Genomic DNA, 15,628 nt, shown 5'->3' on the forward strand with positions numbered 1-15,628 from the left:
CTCCTTCACTTTATGACCGAGAATCGGCCGATATGTTCGCCATACGGCGAATCGACGTGGTAGATATAGATGCCGGACGACACCTGCTGACTGTTGCTCGACAGCAGATCCCATCGAGCCGCGCCGGTACCATCGTTATGTTCTATCGTCTGCACCAGGTCACCCCCCAGCGTATAAATGCGGATCGTGCAGCGGTCGGGCACTTTCTGGAACTCCAGGACGGACTGCCCCTCGCTCGTCTCCACCATCGAGGAATACTGCACGAAGTACGGGTCCGGCACCACGCGAATCTTCTTGAGGTCATTCGCTGCGGCGGCCGCATTGATACCGTCAACTTTGAAGGCAAAGTGGTCATCCGGACCGTTCAAGTGGGCGCCGTCGATGCGGAGTACCTCGCCTATCTGCGGATTGTATATGAACGTGTCCAGCTTGAAGATCCAGCTGAAATAGTACGGGAAGGCACTATCGAACAGGTTGACCGCCGGATTGTACGGGTAGTTCACGATCATGACGGTGTTGTAGTGGTCCCAGATACCGTCAAGCGTGCCGTCATACACCGCCAGCGAAATGCGCTGGTTGGTGGTCGTGTTCCATACTTCAAACGGGAACGTATAGAGCACATAGCCCGGGTCGGCCGCGTTCGGCGCCAGAGTCGAATCCCCGGTGTACCGCAGTTCGTATGTCGAGCGATAACTGGCATCGCCGAAAAATTCGCCCGTAAATATCTCGGCTGAGTTGCCAAAGAACGTCATGATGCCCAGTGTCGTATCGACACCGGCAAACGACGTCTGCTCCCATCCGCTTGGTGTCCGGTCGGCGTTGTTCACCACCAACTGGATCCCCTCGGCAACATCGAACAGACCGGGGTCGAGATTCTCCTTGTCCTGTCGGGCAAGGACCGTATCACCGGTGGTCGTGTTGATCAGATACCAGTAGGTACGCTCGGGGGTGTCCTCGAATGAAACCTCATACTCGGCACCCTGTAGCGCGTTCCGGTCGAATACGATCGGCATCACCGTTCCTTCGGAAGGAACGTCGAGACCTGTGTACGTGTGTTCCACTGTGCCGGCGGCATCGTAAAATCCCGCCGGATTATTGTGGGGCGTTATCGCCGTGACGTTCCTGGCGGATCCGGCCACTCCGAAACCTGACTGCAGCGGGTCGACACCGGTAACGGTGTCCCCCATGTCAAAGGCCGACAGGCAGTACCAGTATTCGACGCCGTTTGAGAGCCCGGTGTCAATGAAGCTGTGTGGAATTGGCTCACCGGGTGTCGAAACCGTGTAAAGAGCCAGCGGAGTATAGTCCACGGTCAGGCAGCTGTTGCCGGTCTGGTAGTTCACTTTCCCCCAGGTCTTGCCATGGTTGTCGCTTCTGTACAGCTTATAGCCCACAAAATCCTGCTGTCCGGTCAATGGATCCAGACCAACCTCGGCAGTGTCGTTCCAGTGCAGGTACACTTTGCGGTCAGCGGGGCGAGCCGAGAGGGTCGGCGTGACCGGCGGCTCCGGACCGACAAAGTAGTTGTCATACAGTTCCTGGGCGAGAGCGGCGTTGGCCCGGAACTCCGTCTCATCGGCTCCGGCCACGAGCGCATACACTACTCGGACCGTGCTTCCTGCCGTCAGGTTGATACCGCGCGTGCACTGTATGTAGTACTGGTCGGTCGGCGGCAATGAGGTATCCCAATTGGTGCTGTTGATCAGCGCGAAGCGACCGGCATCATCGATATTGGACACGGCGTCCCAGTCGCCGGTCCGGAATGAGGTCATGCCGATTCCCTGTGGTGTTTCGAGATACTTTGTGCCCATAATACCTGTGGTCACCGTTGGTCCCCACCCCGGGTCAAAGCCGTCGGCGTCGTATGTCCAGGCCAGATTCTCCGAGGAGTCAAACGCCACCAGGTCCCCCAGACGACCGTTCTCACCCGTACCGTCCGGCCCGCCGACATCGTAATCGCAATAAATGCCGAAGGCGAAGTTGGGATAGTCGACTGCGGAAGTGTTCTTTATCTCAAGGATCACAAAGATGAAATCTTCATTGTAGCAGTAGTTCCACTGGAGCATGGTATGGGTCAGCTCAAGCCCCATGAGCGGTGAACCCGACGCGGCATCGTTGAATCTGAAGTGGGACTCCTGAAGCGAGATCGGACCGCCGGAGAAAAACGTCGAGTCCAGCGGATTGTAGTTTCTGGTGTAGACCCAGCCCGTCGAGTCCAGACTATATTCGCGCCAACCGTTCGCTGCGTTGCCGTTACCGAGACCGACAGTGTCGGTCGGGTCGTAGTCAAAATACCGGGCCGTATCCGTCGACAGAAGAATCTTGTACTCGTTCTGCCCTGAGACCAGCGACGGCACACCCTGGAAATCGTCCTCGGTATTGGCCACCATCGTATCGTTGGCCGTGCCGATGTCCCCCATCCAGTACTTGATCTCCGCCAGATAATCGTGGCCCGAGTTGCGTGGCCATTCGCCCGACGGGAGATTGTAGTAACTGTAGCCACCGACGTAACCGTAGTTGTCGACGGTCGTGACGATGTTCCCCATGTCGTGCGTGATCTGATCGACGGTAATCGGGGCCGGGATTCTGACCCCGCCATTCCCCTCTTCGCCGTCGAGATTGGGCCGAGTCACCGGCGGCCGTGCGCCCCAGAGTGGCGATGCCGCCAAGGTGGCTAGGATGAGGGCAGCACCTACGCTTACACTAATGTATTTGCTCATCTTCATCGTGCACACTCCGGATCAAAAGCTCAGCTCAAACCCGGTCCGGATCGTCCGAGGCGCAGAGTAATTCTGCGGATCGTGGTCGTACAGGCGATCCAGGCGGTTGAGCTCGTTTTCGTTCAGGGCCAAACCGGAGCCGACTCGCTGGCGGTCGTCATCCGGCAGTCCGGTGCGGGTATAGACATTCAGCACGTTCTTCTTGTTGAACAGGTTGTCCACTTCCACGAAGAAGGTGAGAAGGTTTCTGCTTGGGCCGAATCTGAAATCCTTGTTGAAACGCATATCGACCGAATAGTTCGCGGGAAGCCGTCCTTCGTTCCGTTCGCCTCGGCGGTTCCCCAGCGAGTCGGTCTTGGTGTACGGCAAGCCGGAGCCGAGGTAACCGACCATATTGATACCCCACGAAGAGGGCATCGAGACGCCGAACAGCGAGCCATGCCAGTCGGCGCCGACCCGATAGTCAAACATGGCGGTCAGCGTATGCCGTTGGTCGAAGTCGAGCGCGTATTCCTTCACTGGAGGCAGCGTATCGGTCTGGGATGTCAGGAAGGTGTAATAGGGCTCCAGAGCATAGGAGCCGTTGCCGGTGGCCCGCATATAGGTATACGCCACCGAAGCGCTGAAATTGCCGCCCAGCGCCAGCTTGTCGACCGCAACATCGAACCCCTTTACAGACCCATAATCACCGTTGTCATAATTGGTGACGGCATTGCCAAGGAACTTCACCGACGACCTGGTGGTCACCAGATCGGAAATGTCTTTGGCATACGCGGTGACGTCGAGGCGCAGGTTCTGGGATATCAGGTGATCGACACCAATTTCATATGAGCTGGTCTGTTCCGGATTCAGGTCAGGATTTCCCAGGAGTGGCAGCCCGGTAGTGACATCTCCCTGGAGGTTCGTGTACATATAAGGGTAGCGGGGCTCCTGGTAATAGATGCCGTAATTGAAATGCATGACCGACTTCTCGCTGATCGGGAACGATACGCCCAACCGCGGCGACCAGCGCGACTTGGTGCTGGCTTTCTGGTAGCGAGCGATCGTGTCGGTCGGCGTCACATTATAGGACACATCAGCGTTCCGGTAATCGAAGCGCACACCTACGTTGATGACAAAGTCGGCGTACTCCATTTTGTCCTGGGCGAAGAACGACGCATAGACGGGTCGGCTGGAGTACAGCTCGCCGTATGGCCGGTCATTATAGAACTGTTTCTTATCCCAGTCGACCGAGTAACTACGATAGTCGAAACCGGTCTTCAGCTGGTTGGTGTTCGTCACCTGCTTGAGCAGGCTGGCCGCCACGGCGTTGTAGGCGGTCTTTCGGAAGGCGTAGGTGGGATTGTAGTCATCCCCCTGCGTGAACCCGACGGCCTCGTACGGGTTCGTGTAGTCCCGGTCGTTCAGGTAGTTGTTATCATCTATCTTCAGCGAATCGGGGTCATCGGAATAGCCGGGCCAGTCTCTCCAGTACAGGTCCAGAAAACCTTCCGGCGCCTGCCGGTAACGAGTCCAGAATCGGTTGAACGAGGCGCTGAGAACCGTCCGTTCATTGAAGGTGAAGTTGGACGACAAGCCGCCGAGGTAAGCATGTTGCTTGAACTCGGGCAGGCCGTCCAGATTGAAATCATAGGAACGACCGTTCACGTCGCGATGCGTGTACAGTTCACCGCGAGAATCAAAGTACGAGAAATTACCCACCATCTTGATTCTATCGGTAGGCTGAACGGCGATTTTACTGGTTCCCGTGTACGAGCGATTCTGATTGTGCGGCAGGTACCCATTGTCGAACAGGTATTCGCCGGCGGTAAAAAAGGTGAACCGCTCGGCATTGGCGCCGGGAATCGGGCCGGAAAGATTGAAGCTGACCGCCCGGTTGCCGGTGCGGTGCAGATTCCCCCAGTCACCGGTGTTGACGTCATACGGCTGCGTGGCGCCTTCGTAGAAGCGGACTCGCGCGTGATACTGAGCTCCTCCCTCCGGCGTCACGGCATTTACGACGCCCGACAACGCTTCACCGTACTCGGCGGTGAACCCACCGGACGTCAGCGACAGCTCTTCTAAGGCGCTTGGGATGATCCGAATACCGGCGGTCGAGACAAACGGATCCTGGACGGAGAAACCATCATAATAATAGGAGACCTGGCCGGACCGTCCGCCGCGCACGTGCATCTCGTTCTTCTGATCGAAGACCACGCCGGGGTAGCCCCTCAGTACGGTCTGCACAGTGGTGATGTTCGGCAGGTTCTTCAGCCGGTCAGCCGTGTAGATCACCTTCGACGCCGTCAGGTCTTTCTGGACAGGCGGCGTGGAGGCATACACGACCATGTTCTGCTTGAGCTCGATGGCCATTTCCTGGAGCTCAAAATCCAACGGGGTGGTCAGGTCGATCAGGACGCGTACGTCCTTTTTCATCAGCGACTGAAAACCGACGGAAGTCACCGCTATATCGTACTTTCCGCTCGGCACGCTGATAATAAAGTACTCGCCATCCTCATCAGTGAGAGTCGCCAGGTCGGTTCCTACGACCCTGACGGTGGCTCCGACGATCGGCTGGCCGGCCTGATTGTCGGTCACCGCCCCAGAAATCTTCCCCGTCACACCGGCAAAGGCGGATGTCGCCAGGCACAACAGTAGAAGGAGGGCGGCATGGAATGTTCGCAGTCGTTTACCCACGGCAGTCCCTCCGAGGCAAATATTGATTCTCAATGTTTTCATCGTCATTGCAAAATTGCGTTGGCCGTGATGGCCTGATCTTATTGGCAGTATCGACAGGGGCCGTGAAAAGATTAGGGGCCAAAATATCTTCTATGAGGAAAGATGGGTTGGAAAATCAAGTTTCCGGAACGATTCCCGATATTAGCTCAAAAAGCCGTCTATAGGCCTGACTGCAGTCCGGGGGGTCGGACAAGCCGTTGGGCTGCATATTCGTCGGGAAAGGCAAAACAACCGCCTCATGAAGAGCTGTCGCTGGAACGTTGTTGCACCGGTCCTTGCCGCGATCGTGCTCCTTTCCACACCGCGAGCCGCCTGGAGTCAGCGAATTGCGGTGCTTACTACCGATAGTCTCACGTCCACGCAACGCAGCGTGACCGGTGAAAAATCGGTCATCCGCGCGCAGAACCCCCAGGCCGAGTTTCGCGAGTTCTTCCTCAAGCCGGGCGTGACCACCGAGCCGAAAATCCTCGACTCCATAAAAGCGTTCAATCCGGGTCTCTTTCTGACGGTCGGGAGCGCTGCCACCCAGTTCGCGCAGACCAACTTCAAGAGCACGCCGGTCGTCTTCTGCGCCGTCATGTATCCGGTGATCTCCGGTTTCGTCGAGTCGTTTGCCCATCCGGGAGGGAATATCACGGGCTCTTCGCTTTCGATCCCGGCGGATATCCAATTCCGATACTTCAAACAGATCGTTCCCAAACTGGGCCGGCTGGGTGTCCTCTATACCGACAATACCGCTTCTCTCATCCCGCCCACCAAAGCCATCGCCCAACAAATGGGCCTCAAGCTGGTCGCGATCAAGATCGATAACGAGCGCCAACTGGCGCCGGCGCTGGACTCGCTGGCCGGCAACGTCGACGGTATCTGGTCGGTGGCCGACCCGAACCTGTTCAACCCGCAGTCGACCAAGTTCATTCTGATTAACGCGCTTCGCCGCGGCCTCCCCCTCATGGGCTTTTCGAGGAACGTGGTCGAATCGGGCGCGCTGTTCGCTCTCGATTTCGATTACAAGGCGATCGGACGACAAGCCGGTGAACTGGCCAACCAGATCCTCATAGGAGCTTCCGCAGGATCGCTTTCGGTCACGACGCCCGACATCATCTGGTTCCACTACAACGAGAAGACGGCTCAGCACATGAGCATTACCATTCCGCAGGAACTGGTTGCTATCGCCAAGGAGGTTTATCGATGAACCTGTTTGGCGGTCCTCGTCGCGTGAGCCTGCGCACCAAGTTCGTAGTGCCGATCTCCCTGATTCTGGTCGGGAGCATGCTGGTAATAAGCGGCTTCCTCATCAAGAAGCAGTCGGAGAGTTTCCGTCGCGAGTTGGCCACGAGCGGCAAGACGATGCTTCGGATCCTGGCTATCAACGCCGAAAGCGGTGTGTTGTTCGAGTCGAAGTACGAGCTGGACGAACTGCTCAAGGCGCCCAGCCGTTTTGAAGCGGTCCGGTACGCCATTATCACCAACCACGACGGCCGCGTACTGTCCCAGTTCGGCACGCGCGACACCAGCGCCGTCTTCAAAGACGGCACCGCTCAAGTGCCGCTCGAAGACAGCGTCTCCGTGTGGTACAGCACTCGAACCGACAGAGAGCTGATGATCCTGTCCATGCCGGTAGTCACCCACAAGAAGGTGCTGGATCGCGAACATCTCGGTATCACCGGCGGTCTCGACAACTCCTTTGCCTATACCGACGTGACTGAAGTGATCGGGTTCATCGAATTGGGCATGAGTCTCGAAAAGGTAAACCAGTCGATCCGGGAGGCACAGACGGCGGCCATCCTGTTCTCGGCTGCCATCGTCATTCTCACAATCCTGTTGATAGCGCTCATTGTGGGCGCGGTTACCAAACCGATCACGGCGCTGGTCGAGGCGACGGATCAGATCAGCCGAGGCGACCTGAGCCGACGCGTCGAGGTTAAGCGGAACGACGAGATCGGCCACCTGGCGGAGACGTTTAACAAGATGATCGGATCGCTCAAACAGTCCCGCGATGAGATCGAGGCATATAACAGAAACCTCGAACAGAAGATCATCGAGCGGACACGCCAACTCGAGGAGACCCAGGCGCAACTTGTGCAGTCCGAAAAGATGAGCGCCATCGGTCAGCTGGCGGCCGGCGTTGCGCACGAGTTGAACAATCCGCTGGGCGGCATCTTGGGCTACGCGCAGTTCACGCTTGAGAAGCTGCAGAAAAACGTCCCGGAAAAAACGACGGCCAAGGAGATACAGAGCTACGTTCGCTACCTGACCGACATCGAGACCCAATCGCGCCGGTGCAAAACAATCGTCCAAAACCTGCTCCGCTTCTCGCGCTCGTCGCGGACGGTCGACTTTGAGGAAGTGGATGTCAACCGGGCCATCGAGGATACGGTGACGTTTGTCGAGCATCAGTTACACTTGAACCAGATCGAACTGGAGGTGACGCTGGCGCCCGATCTGCCGCTCATCCAGGGAAACACCGGGCAGTTGCAGCAGGTATTCACCAACCTGATCATCAATGCCATGCATGCGTCGCCGCCGAACTCAGTGATTTCTGTCATCTCTCGGTACAGTCGGGCGATCGGAGAATTCGGAGGCGCGGTCGAGGTTCTTGTCGGTGACCACGGCTGCGGTATCAAGGAAGAACACTTGAAACGTATATTCGAACCGTTCTTCACCACCAAGGATGTCGGCAAGGGGACCGGCCTGGGGCTGTCCGTAAGCTACGGCATCGTCAAGGACCACGGTGGTGAGATCGCCGTTACCTCCAAACCGGGCGAAGGGTCCACCTTCACGGTCGTCCTGCCGGTACAGAAAACCGAGTCCGCCACCGATACCAAGGGAGTACGCCAGCCGAGCAAGGTGCTGTAACCGAGACGAGACATCATGTCACTGGAAACCAAACGTTCTATCCTGGTCGTTGATGACGAAGAGGTCATTCGGGACTTTCTGTCCGAGGTTCTCGAGGACTATGCTGTCAGCCTGGCTTGCGATGGTGACGAAGCGATCGAGAAGATCCGCCAGCAGCGCTATGACCTGGTGATCACCGATCTTCGCATGCCCCGTGTGCCGGGCGAAGAGGTGGTTCGGGTGGCGCGACTGACGCATAACGATACCAAGGTCATCGTGATCTCGGGATATTCAAGTCTGGCCACGGTGAGCCAGTCGGTGCACAACGGCGCCTGTGCGTTCCTGTCAAAGCCGTTCAGTATCAAGGAACTGCTACAGACGGTTGAGACCGCCCTGGTGGGAGGTTAACATGGCAAAAATACTCGTTATCGATGATTCCAAGATCATCCGTGACCTGCTCATCGACTTCCTGACCGAGGAAGGACATGAGGTTGACGCCATCGGCGACAGCGCCGAAGGGATCCAACAGGCGCTGAAATCACGCTACGACGTCTGTTTCTGCGATCTGCACATCCCAAAGAAGAATGGCTATCAGGTGTTCTGCGAGGTCTCCGCAGTGAAACCCGAGCTGCAGTTCATTTTCACGGATTCGCTTCCCGACAAGCTGTTTCAACAGGCCCAGGAATCAGGAGTCTCGTACTGTCTGCGGAAACCGTTTGACCTGGAGCAGCTTCGCGATGTGCTGCACAAGGTTCTTCGACCGGTGAAGACGAAATGACCGACCTGGGCGTCCAGCAATACCACATACTAGTAGTCGACGACGAAGCCATTGTGCTGTCGCTGGTTCGTGATGCCCTTGAGGACGAAAACTATTCGATCGAGACGGCCTCCAGTGCCCAGGATGCGCTGGCGCTCCTTGACCGCGGCAGTTTCGACCTGCTCATAACCGATATCAGAATGCCGCACATGGACGGCATCGAAATGGTCAGGCAGGTGCGAGAGCGCCATCCGGATATTGCCGTCATTTTCATGACCGGTTACGCCAATCTGTCGTCCGCAAAGAACGCCATCAAACAGGGCGCCTTTGATTACATCATGAAACCATTCGAGTTGGTGGAGATCCGCCAGGCGGTCAGAAACGCTCTCAAACTTCGTTCGGAGACGGTCGACAAGAGCGCCACCCAGCAACTGGCACATTTGTCGGACCTCAATCAGATGTTGTTCACGGCCAACGACCGTACCTCGCTCATCACCTCATCGCTCCGATTCGCCATGATGCACATGCGCACGGCCAATGGAGCGCTGCTCTATTGGGATCAACGGAGACAGTACTGCCTCATTATCAGCGTTTCAGCCGCCGGAACCACGGAGATGAGTCTTCCGGAAGGGCCGCTGGCGGCTATTCGGAAACTCAATGCCGACAAAACCCTCGAGCCACTCCTGGCCTCCTATGGCGGCCAGCATGAGTATTTCGGTATCGAAATCACTCCCGACCTCCTGCCATATGTCTGCCCGTCCTGGTTTCAACCGGGCCGACAGATGATCGTGGTGCCGGTGCGCCGGTCCGACACGATCTACGGCTGGTTTATGCTGGGCTTTGGCGAGGAGAACGGAAAGATCCGCGAGGCCGACTCCAAGTTCTTATCGATCACCGCCAGCCAGTTGGCCATTACGATCGAAAATCTCGCGCTCCTCGACGACTCCCAGGAAGCGTACGCACGCCTGAAAGAGCTGCAGGATCAGACGATCGAGCTTGAGAAGATGGCCACGCGAGGCCAGATGTCGGCGGAGATCGGCCACGAGTTGAACAACTTCCTCGGCGTCGTGGCCGGCAATCTAAGCCTGCTCGACGTGCAGCTTAAGCGGGGCAAATATGAGGACCTGGGACGATACGTAACGGCCATGACCGAGACGATCGAGAAGATCAAACGGTTCACCGGTAGTCTCATGGACCTGAAACAGATATCGTCGCGCATCGAGACCCTTCACTTCGATAAGGTGCTCCAGGAGGTTATCGACTACCTCAGACCGCAGCGTCGCTTTAACGGCGTCACCCTGAAAGTAAACGCGCTTCCCGACGATATCTCCTTCCGGGGAGATACCGTTCAGATACAGCAACTGCTGTACAACCTGTTCAACAACGCTGCCGACGCTGTGGTGGATCGCCCCCAGAAACAGATTGCCGTGACACTGACAGTCGACGCCGAGGCACAGCAGTTCACGCTGTCCATTACCGACACCGGTGTGGGGTTCCCCGCCGATCTGTTAGCCAAGGCGTTCCAGGAAAAATTCACTACCAAAAAGACCGGTCACGGTTTCGGCCTGGTGGTGTGCAAGCGGATCATCGACAATCACGGCGGGAAACTGAGAGTCGATTCGCGTCCGAACGACGGTACCACCATCAGCATCGATTTTCCTATCGCCGTCGAAGAAGCGGTCTGCGTCTGACGGCGCCTTGTCCTCCCATATGCCGCTCAGAATTTCCGACTGCCGCGCTGCGTAAACGGTTCCCCCTTCTTGCAGAGAGGACAGACCGATGGCTCCCAGCTCTCGGCGTTCACGGTGGCCAGCGCATGGAACGGATAGGCGAATTTGATTGCACCGCCCGACCGATCCAGGAGTAATCCCAGCCCAACTATCTGTGCGTCGTACGAATTGACCAAGTCAATAACTTCGTTGACCGAAGTCCCGGTGGTGAGGACATCATCGACGATGACGACTTTCTGCCCCGGTTCCAGCGAGAAGCCTCGTTTGAAAACCCGTCCCTTCTCCCCCTGCTCGGCGTAGAGCGCCTCGATGCCCAGATAGCGGGCAACGTCATAAGCAATGATGATACCGCCGGTTGTGGGACCAACCACTGTCTGTGCCCCGCTGTCGCGGAATTTGTCCGCCATGGCACGACAGATTTGCGTGCAGATCCCCGGATTCTTGAGCAGCGTGAATTTTTCGTAGTAGACATCGGAATGACGGCCGGAGGTCAGCAGGAAATGCCCGGTGAGAAGGGCGCCGGATCGTTTGAACAATTCAAGGAGATCAGACATTATCATTCGTCCTTCGAGAGCAGAGCCATGGCCACGGCATGCGAGCGCTCATGGCTTATGGAAATAAGCGTTCGTATATTCGCAAGTTCAGGTTGGAGTTCTGGTGACGGCTGCAGCACCGGTTGTCCGCCGGAGTCGGGCAGGATCTCAAGCGCAGCATACGATGGGCGAACAGTGCGGAATCGCCCCAGGGCTTTAATGACTGCCTCTTTGGCAGCGAACCGCCCGGCCAGGAACAGGTGCTTGTCGTGTCGGGCTGTGAATAATCGGAGCTCGCGCGGGCCGAGGATACGCTCGGCAAATCGCTCGCCGAATCTTTCCAACGCGCGTTTCACTCTCGCCGTATCAAGAATGTCGATACCAACTGATTCGATCATATCTACTGCACCCGGGCATACCCGAGCGGGTATAAAGTACAGGTCTCCGCTCACCTTGGCAACAGCCGAAAGAAAGTACTTGCGTCGGGCGTTGAACATCGGTACTGTGAAAACAGATGATACGGAGAGAGAGATGGACATTTGAAAATCTCTAACACTCCAATAATGAAGGTTGTCTCTTCTCCGCTGCGCGTACGCCGTGACCCCGCCTTCGGCGGATAGCGAAAGCAAAACGCGGGAAGTGGCTGTAAGACCTTTATCGTACAAGTCTCAGGAGTTTTTTCAAATTTCGAATCTCTCTCCAAATAGTAAGAGCCTGACTCGAATGAGCCAGGCTCTTTTCTTCTGAAGTCTATGTGTCGGGCTGCGCGCTACACGGCTTCGTTGAGCGCCGTTCTGATCATCTGTTCATAGTGCGTGGTAACGTCAACGCGCCGCACCAGGACGAAATAACACTCCGTTCCGGCCGATGCAAAATACAGACGGTCCCTCTCCACTTCGTACACGCCTCTTTGACGGCTCGTGCCGACACCCGGTATCCGCCCAAACAGCTCCATTATATCCCGAAGCCCCCTGAACACCGCTGAGAACTGCTGTTTGAATTCCTCCGACAAGCTGCTGTCGGCAAACGTACCGTCGTTTTCGAGTCGGATAACGCGCTGGACACCGGCGATCGCGGCCAGCCGCGCTTCGGCGGTCATGGGCGGCAGTCCCGGCCTTGATGACGTAATCTCGCCGCCGGTGGATGGCAGCGTGTAGGTGTCCCCCTGGAGAATAGCGAGCACTTCGGCATGCTGCCGTTTGATTGTTCCCTCGACATGAAGTTGCTCCTCGATCGTCACCACCGGCCGTTCCAGTGTACGCTCGATCTTGTGGAGAATCTGTCCGCTATTCAGTATGCAGGTGGTAATACGCGGATTGGGGCGTGAGGCATATTCGGTTTGCACTTGCAGTGAAACCGCGCCCTTCTTGACCAGCGAGGTGCGTCCAACCGGAATGTTATCGCTCGTTGCCATGATGCCGGCTATAGTTCGGCCTATTCTCCTTGTTCTTTATGTATCGGAAGAATCAGCAGTTGGAATAACCGCAGGAGGCGCAGGCATAGCAACCGGAATCGAAAGCCATTGCAGAACCGCAATCCGGACATACCTCGGGAGGCTGGGGAGTTTCGGAGATATCCAGGCCGGATGAACCAAAGTGCCTGTGCAAAACTTGCGCAATCGCATCTGGGATCGAGAAGATTCGGGCTCCATCTGCATACACCTGGTTAGAGCCGCCAATTCCTCGGAGTTGCTTGACGACCTGCCCAACCGGGATCCTGGATCGGAGCGCCAGCGAAATCAACCGACAGATCGCTTCGGTGTCCGCCATGGTGGTATAACCGGATTTCCCGATATGAGCGAACACCTCGAATGGCTGACCGTCCTTGATATTCACCGTCACGTACAGATTGCCGTAGCCGGTCCGGATCTTTTCGGTAATGCCCGAGAGAATGGTAGGACGCTTTTCGACCTTCTGAACTCCCGGAACAACACCGCCAGCGGGGGCTTTGGTGGACAGCACTTGATTGGGGCGTGAATTGTCGCGATATATCGTGACACCTTTACAGTCCATGCTATAGGCAAGCAGGTACGCCGCGCGGACATCATCGCGCGTGGCCGACTCTGGAAAGTTGATCGTCTTGGATACCGAGGAATCACAGTGCTTCTGGAACGCGGCCTGCATGCGAATATGGTCTGACGGCGCAATATCGGCAGCGCTCAGAAAGATGGCCCGAACGTGCTCCGGGATCTCGGCGAGGGACTGGATTGACCGCAGATGAGCGATCTTCAGCACCAGATCGTCACTGAAAAACCCTTCGTGATATGCGAGCTGCGAGAAATGGGGATTGAGTTCTGTCAGCCGAGTACCATCGAGAACATTCCGCTCATACGCAATGGCGTAATATGGTTCAATGCCGGAAGAACATCCGGCAATGATCGACAGCGTCCCGGTAGGTGCAACCGTCGTGACAGTGGCGTTCCGCATTGCCACCCCTTCGTTCTTGTAGACCGACCCTTCCCAATTGGGAAAGCGCCCCCGGCTTTTTGCCAGTTCCGACGACTGATTGCGGGCTTCATTCTCGACAAAAGCCATGACCCTCTCGCCAAGAGCGATCGCCTCCGCGTGGTTGTAGGGAAGACGCAGTTTGACCAGCATGTCCGCCCAGCCCATGACACCCAGCCCGATCCGACGGTTTTTCCTCGTCTGTCTTTCGATCTGTTCAATTGGGTACTTGTTCAGGTCAATGACATTATCGAGGAAATGGACAGCCGTGTGGACGACCTCCGCCAGCCGATCCCAGTCGACGCCAGCCGACGGTTCGGTGAGCGTGTAATCGGGCGGCAGCGGCTCCAGAACAAACTGACCAAGATTTATCGAACCAAGGTTGCACGAGTCGTACGGCGGCAGCGGCTGCTCGCCGCAAGGATTGGTGGCTTCGATGGTCTCCGATGGTGCCGTAGGATTGAGGCGGTTCATCCGGTCGATAAAGACGATCCCCGGTTCGCCGGTTTGCCAGGCTTGGTCGACGATCTGGTCAAAAACATCTCTCGCCTCTAACCAGGCTTCCTTGCCATCGACAACATGAGTCCGACCAGTATGCGGGTCAACCAACGGGTAGGATGTCCCCTTATCGACCGCCTCCATGAACGCGTCGGTGACAGCAACCGAAATGTTGAAATTCGTTACTTCCGATGTGTCCTGTTTGCAGCGTATGAATTCGAGAATATCTGGATGGTCGACCCGCAAAATCCCCATGTTGGCGCCGCGACGGGTTCCCCCCTGTTTTACCGCCTCGGTCGAAGCGTTGTAGACTTTCATGAACGAAACCGGACCCGAGGCGACCCCGGATGTAGAGGCAACCGGCGAATTCCGAGGGCGCAATCGCGAAAAAGCAAAGCCGGTACCACCCCCGGACTTGTGGATAATGGCGGCGTGTTTGTTCGTCTCGAAGATCTCTTCCATGGAGTCTCCTACCGGGAGAACGAAGCAGGCGGACAATTGCCCCAGTGGCCTGCCGGCATTCATGAGCGTGGGAGAATTGGGAAGGAAATCGAGACTGGCCACGGCGGAATAGAATCGCTGGGCGGTGGCATCCACACACACTTCATCGGCGCCGTAAAGCCGGTCCGCCTGGGCGATGAACTTCGCGACCCGCAGAAACAATTCGCGGGGAGTCTCGATCACCCGTCCCTGGGCGTCCTTCATCAGGTACCGCCGTTTGAGTACGGTGAGTGCATTGTCGGAGAGTTGGATGTCCTTTTCCTGCCACATACCAAAGCACGGGTTGACAGACCCGCCCTTTCCTCATAATGTCGGCTATGCCTGTCCTCTCTATTATAACGCTGGGAATCCTCCAGTGGACATCACTTTCCCAAAAACGATGGACTCGCTGTGCAGCTTAGAGAACCGGCCGTTCCCCGCAGTACGCTCACCAAAACCGCGGCGGTCCTTTGGGGCTTGGTCGGGATTGGTCTTTCGGCTCGTGCCATTGGCTGGCTGGAAGATACCGGACCTGCTGCGATCTGGATAGTCCCAATAGCACTTGCCATCGGCGTACTCAAGGGTCTGCTGGTGTTTCGGAAACTGGCCGAAAGGAACATCCGGCGCATCCATCAATTATCTCCACACAAAGAGAAGATCTGCATCTTTGCCTTTCAGGCCATGCAGTCATACTTGCTGGTAATCCTGATGGTGCTCCTGGGGATATTGCTCCGCCTATCCCCTATTCCTCGCGAGTATCTGGCTCTGATCTACCTGGCTATCGGCTCCGGACTGTTTATCGGGAGCTTCAGGTATTGGTCATCGTAACATATTCTTCTACTTATATTTAACCGGACAATCTGAACGATTACTTAAGGACGACAGTCGCGCATAAGAACAGGGGCCGGTGGCC

At 56.7% G+C, this 15,628-nt stretch carries 12 protein-coding genes and 1 pseudogene; 6 read left to right on the forward strand and 7 right to left on the reverse strand.

Annotated elements, in window-relative coordinates; translation table 11 throughout:
• Positions 1–5: 5 nt before the first annotated feature.
• The 3 genes and pseudogenes from AB1644_03190 to AB1644_03200 all read right to left on the reverse strand — a co-directional run bounded on the left by AB1644_03190 (position 6) and on the right by AB1644_03200 (position 5,444).
• Positions 6–2,726 carry a hypothetical protein gene (locus tag AB1644_03190; GenBank protein MEW6050051.1) on the reverse strand — a complete coding sequence of 907 codons (2,721 nt, stop codon included), beginning with the start codon at positions 2,724–2,726 and terminating at the stop codon, positions 6–8.
• A gap of 15 nt (positions 2,727–2,741) precedes the next feature.
• On the reverse strand, positions 2,742–4,424 hold the full coding sequence (locus tag AB1644_03195; GenBank protein ID MEW6050052.1) for a TonB-dependent receptor: 1,683 nt from the start codon (positions 4,422–4,424) through the stop codon (positions 2,742–2,744).
• Positions 4,425–4,730: 306 nt separating this feature from the next.
• Positions 4,731–5,444: pseudogene (locus AB1644_03200) on the reverse strand (TonB-dependent receptor).
• 232 nt (positions 5,445–5,676) lie between these two features.
• Between AB1644_03200 and AB1644_03205 the strand changes: the two are divergent.
• From AB1644_03205 to AB1644_03225, 5 genes are read left to right on the forward strand one after another with little or no spacing between them, the layout of a single operon-like run.
• Positions 5,677–6,630, forward strand: a complete 954-nt coding sequence (locus AB1644_03205) for an ABC transporter substrate-binding protein (protein MEW6050053.1) — start codon at positions 5,677–5,679, stop codon at positions 6,628–6,630.
• A complete protein-coding gene (locus AB1644_03210; protein ID MEW6050054.1) occupies positions 6,627–8,294 on the forward strand; it encodes an ATP-binding protein in 1,668 nt (555 codons plus the stop codon). The genes AB1644_03205 and AB1644_03210 overlap by 4 nt, the downstream gene beginning before the upstream one ends.
• 15 nt (positions 8,295–8,309) lie before the next feature.
• Positions 8,310–8,681 (forward strand): response regulator, encoded by a 372-nt coding sequence (locus AB1644_03215; protein MEW6050055.1) that lies wholly within the window; start codon positions 8,310–8,312, stop codon positions 8,679–8,681.
• 1 nt (position 8,682) lies between these two features.
• Complete coding sequence (locus tag AB1644_03220) at positions 8,683–9,051, forward strand: response regulator (protein MEW6050056.1); 369 nt, start codon at positions 8,683–8,685, stop codon at positions 9,049–9,051.
• Complete coding sequence (locus tag AB1644_03225; protein ID MEW6050057.1) at positions 9,048–10,721, forward strand: response regulator; 1,674 nt, start codon at positions 9,048–9,050, stop codon at positions 10,719–10,721. Before AB1644_03220 ends, AB1644_03225 begins: the two co-directional genes overlap by 4 nt.
• Positions 10,722–10,747: 26 nt before the next feature.
• Here AB1644_03225 and pyrE read toward each other — a convergent pair whose 3' ends face one another.
• The 4 genes from pyrE to AB1644_03245 all read right to left on the reverse strand — a co-directional run bounded on the left by pyrE (position 10,748) and on the right by AB1644_03245 (position 15,006).
• Positions 10,748–11,314 carry an orotate phosphoribosyltransferase gene (gene pyrE / locus AB1644_03230; protein ID MEW6050058.1) on the reverse strand — a complete coding sequence of 189 codons (567 nt, stop codon included), beginning with the start codon at positions 11,312–11,314 and terminating at the stop codon, positions 10,748–10,750.
• 2 nt (positions 11,315–11,316) lie between these two features.
• On the reverse strand, positions 11,317–11,832 hold the full coding sequence (gene acpS, locus AB1644_03235; GenBank protein MEW6050059.1) for a holo-ACP synthase: 516 nt from the start codon (positions 11,830–11,832) through the stop codon (positions 11,317–11,319).
• 230 nt (positions 11,833–12,062) lie between these two features.
• Positions 12,063–12,707, reverse strand: a complete 645-nt coding sequence (locus tag AB1644_03240) for a hypothetical protein (protein MEW6050060.1) — start codon at positions 12,705–12,707, stop codon at positions 12,063–12,065.
• Positions 12,708–12,759: 52 nt separating this feature from the next.
• On the reverse strand, positions 12,760–15,006 hold the full coding sequence (locus AB1644_03245) for a vitamin B12-dependent ribonucleotide reductase (protein MEW6050061.1): 2,247 nt from the start codon (positions 15,004–15,006) through the stop codon (positions 12,760–12,762).
• 120 nt (positions 15,007–15,126) lie between these two features.
• Here AB1644_03245 and AB1644_03250 point away from each other — a divergent pair, with 120 nt between their 5' ends.
• Positions 15,127–15,543 (forward strand): hypothetical protein, encoded by a 417-nt coding sequence (locus AB1644_03250; protein MEW6050062.1) that lies wholly within the window; start codon positions 15,127–15,129, stop codon positions 15,541–15,543.
• Positions 15,544–15,628: the final 85 nt, after the last annotated feature.

This window comes from Candidatus Zixiibacteriota bacterium, assembly GCA_040753875.1.
Classification (GTDB): domain Bacteria; phylum Zixibacteria; class MSB-5A5; order GN15; family FEB-12; genus DATKJY01.

Bases quoted from the DNA above. Each gene is read 5' to 3' on its own strand.
- AB1644_03205 (MEW6050053.1), top strand. From the start codon at position 5,677: ATGAAGAGCTGTCGCTGGAACGTTGTTGCACCGGTCCTTGCCGCGATC.
- AB1644_03245 (MEW6050061.1), bottom strand. From the start codon at position 15,006: ATGTGGCAGGAAAAGGACATCCAACTCTCCGACAATGCACTCACCGTA.
- AB1644_03210 (MEW6050054.1), top strand. From the start codon at position 6,627: ATGAACCTGTTTGGCGGTCCTCGTCGCGTGAGCCTGCGCACCAAGTTC.
- AB1644_03195 (MEW6050052.1), bottom strand. From the start codon at position 4,424: ATGGTGGGTAATTTCTCGTACTTTGATTCTCGCGGTGAACTGTACACG.
- AB1644_03220 (MEW6050056.1), top strand. From the start codon at position 8,683: ATGGCAAAAATACTCGTTATCGATGATTCCAAGATCATCCGTGACCTG.
- AB1644_03225 (MEW6050057.1), top strand. From the start codon at position 9,048: ATGACCGACCTGGGCGTCCAGCAATACCACATACTAGTAGTCGACGAC.
- AB1644_03240 (MEW6050060.1), bottom strand. From the start codon at position 12,707: ATGGCAACGAGCGATAACATTCCGGTTGGACGCACCTCGCTGGTCAAG.
- AB1644_03190 (MEW6050051.1), bottom strand. From the start codon at position 2,726: ATGAAGATGAGCAAATACATTAGTGTAAGCGTAGGTGCTGCCCTCATC.
- acpS (MEW6050059.1), bottom strand. From the start codon at position 11,832: ATGTCCATCTCTCTCTCCGTATCATCTGTTTTCACAGTACCGATGTTC.
- pyrE (MEW6050058.1), bottom strand. From the start codon at position 11,314: ATGTCTGATCTCCTTGAATTGTTCAAACGATCCGGCGCCCTTCTCACC.
- AB1644_03215 (MEW6050055.1), top strand. From the start codon at position 8,310: ATGTCACTGGAAACCAAACGTTCTATCCTGGTCGTTGATGACGAAGAG.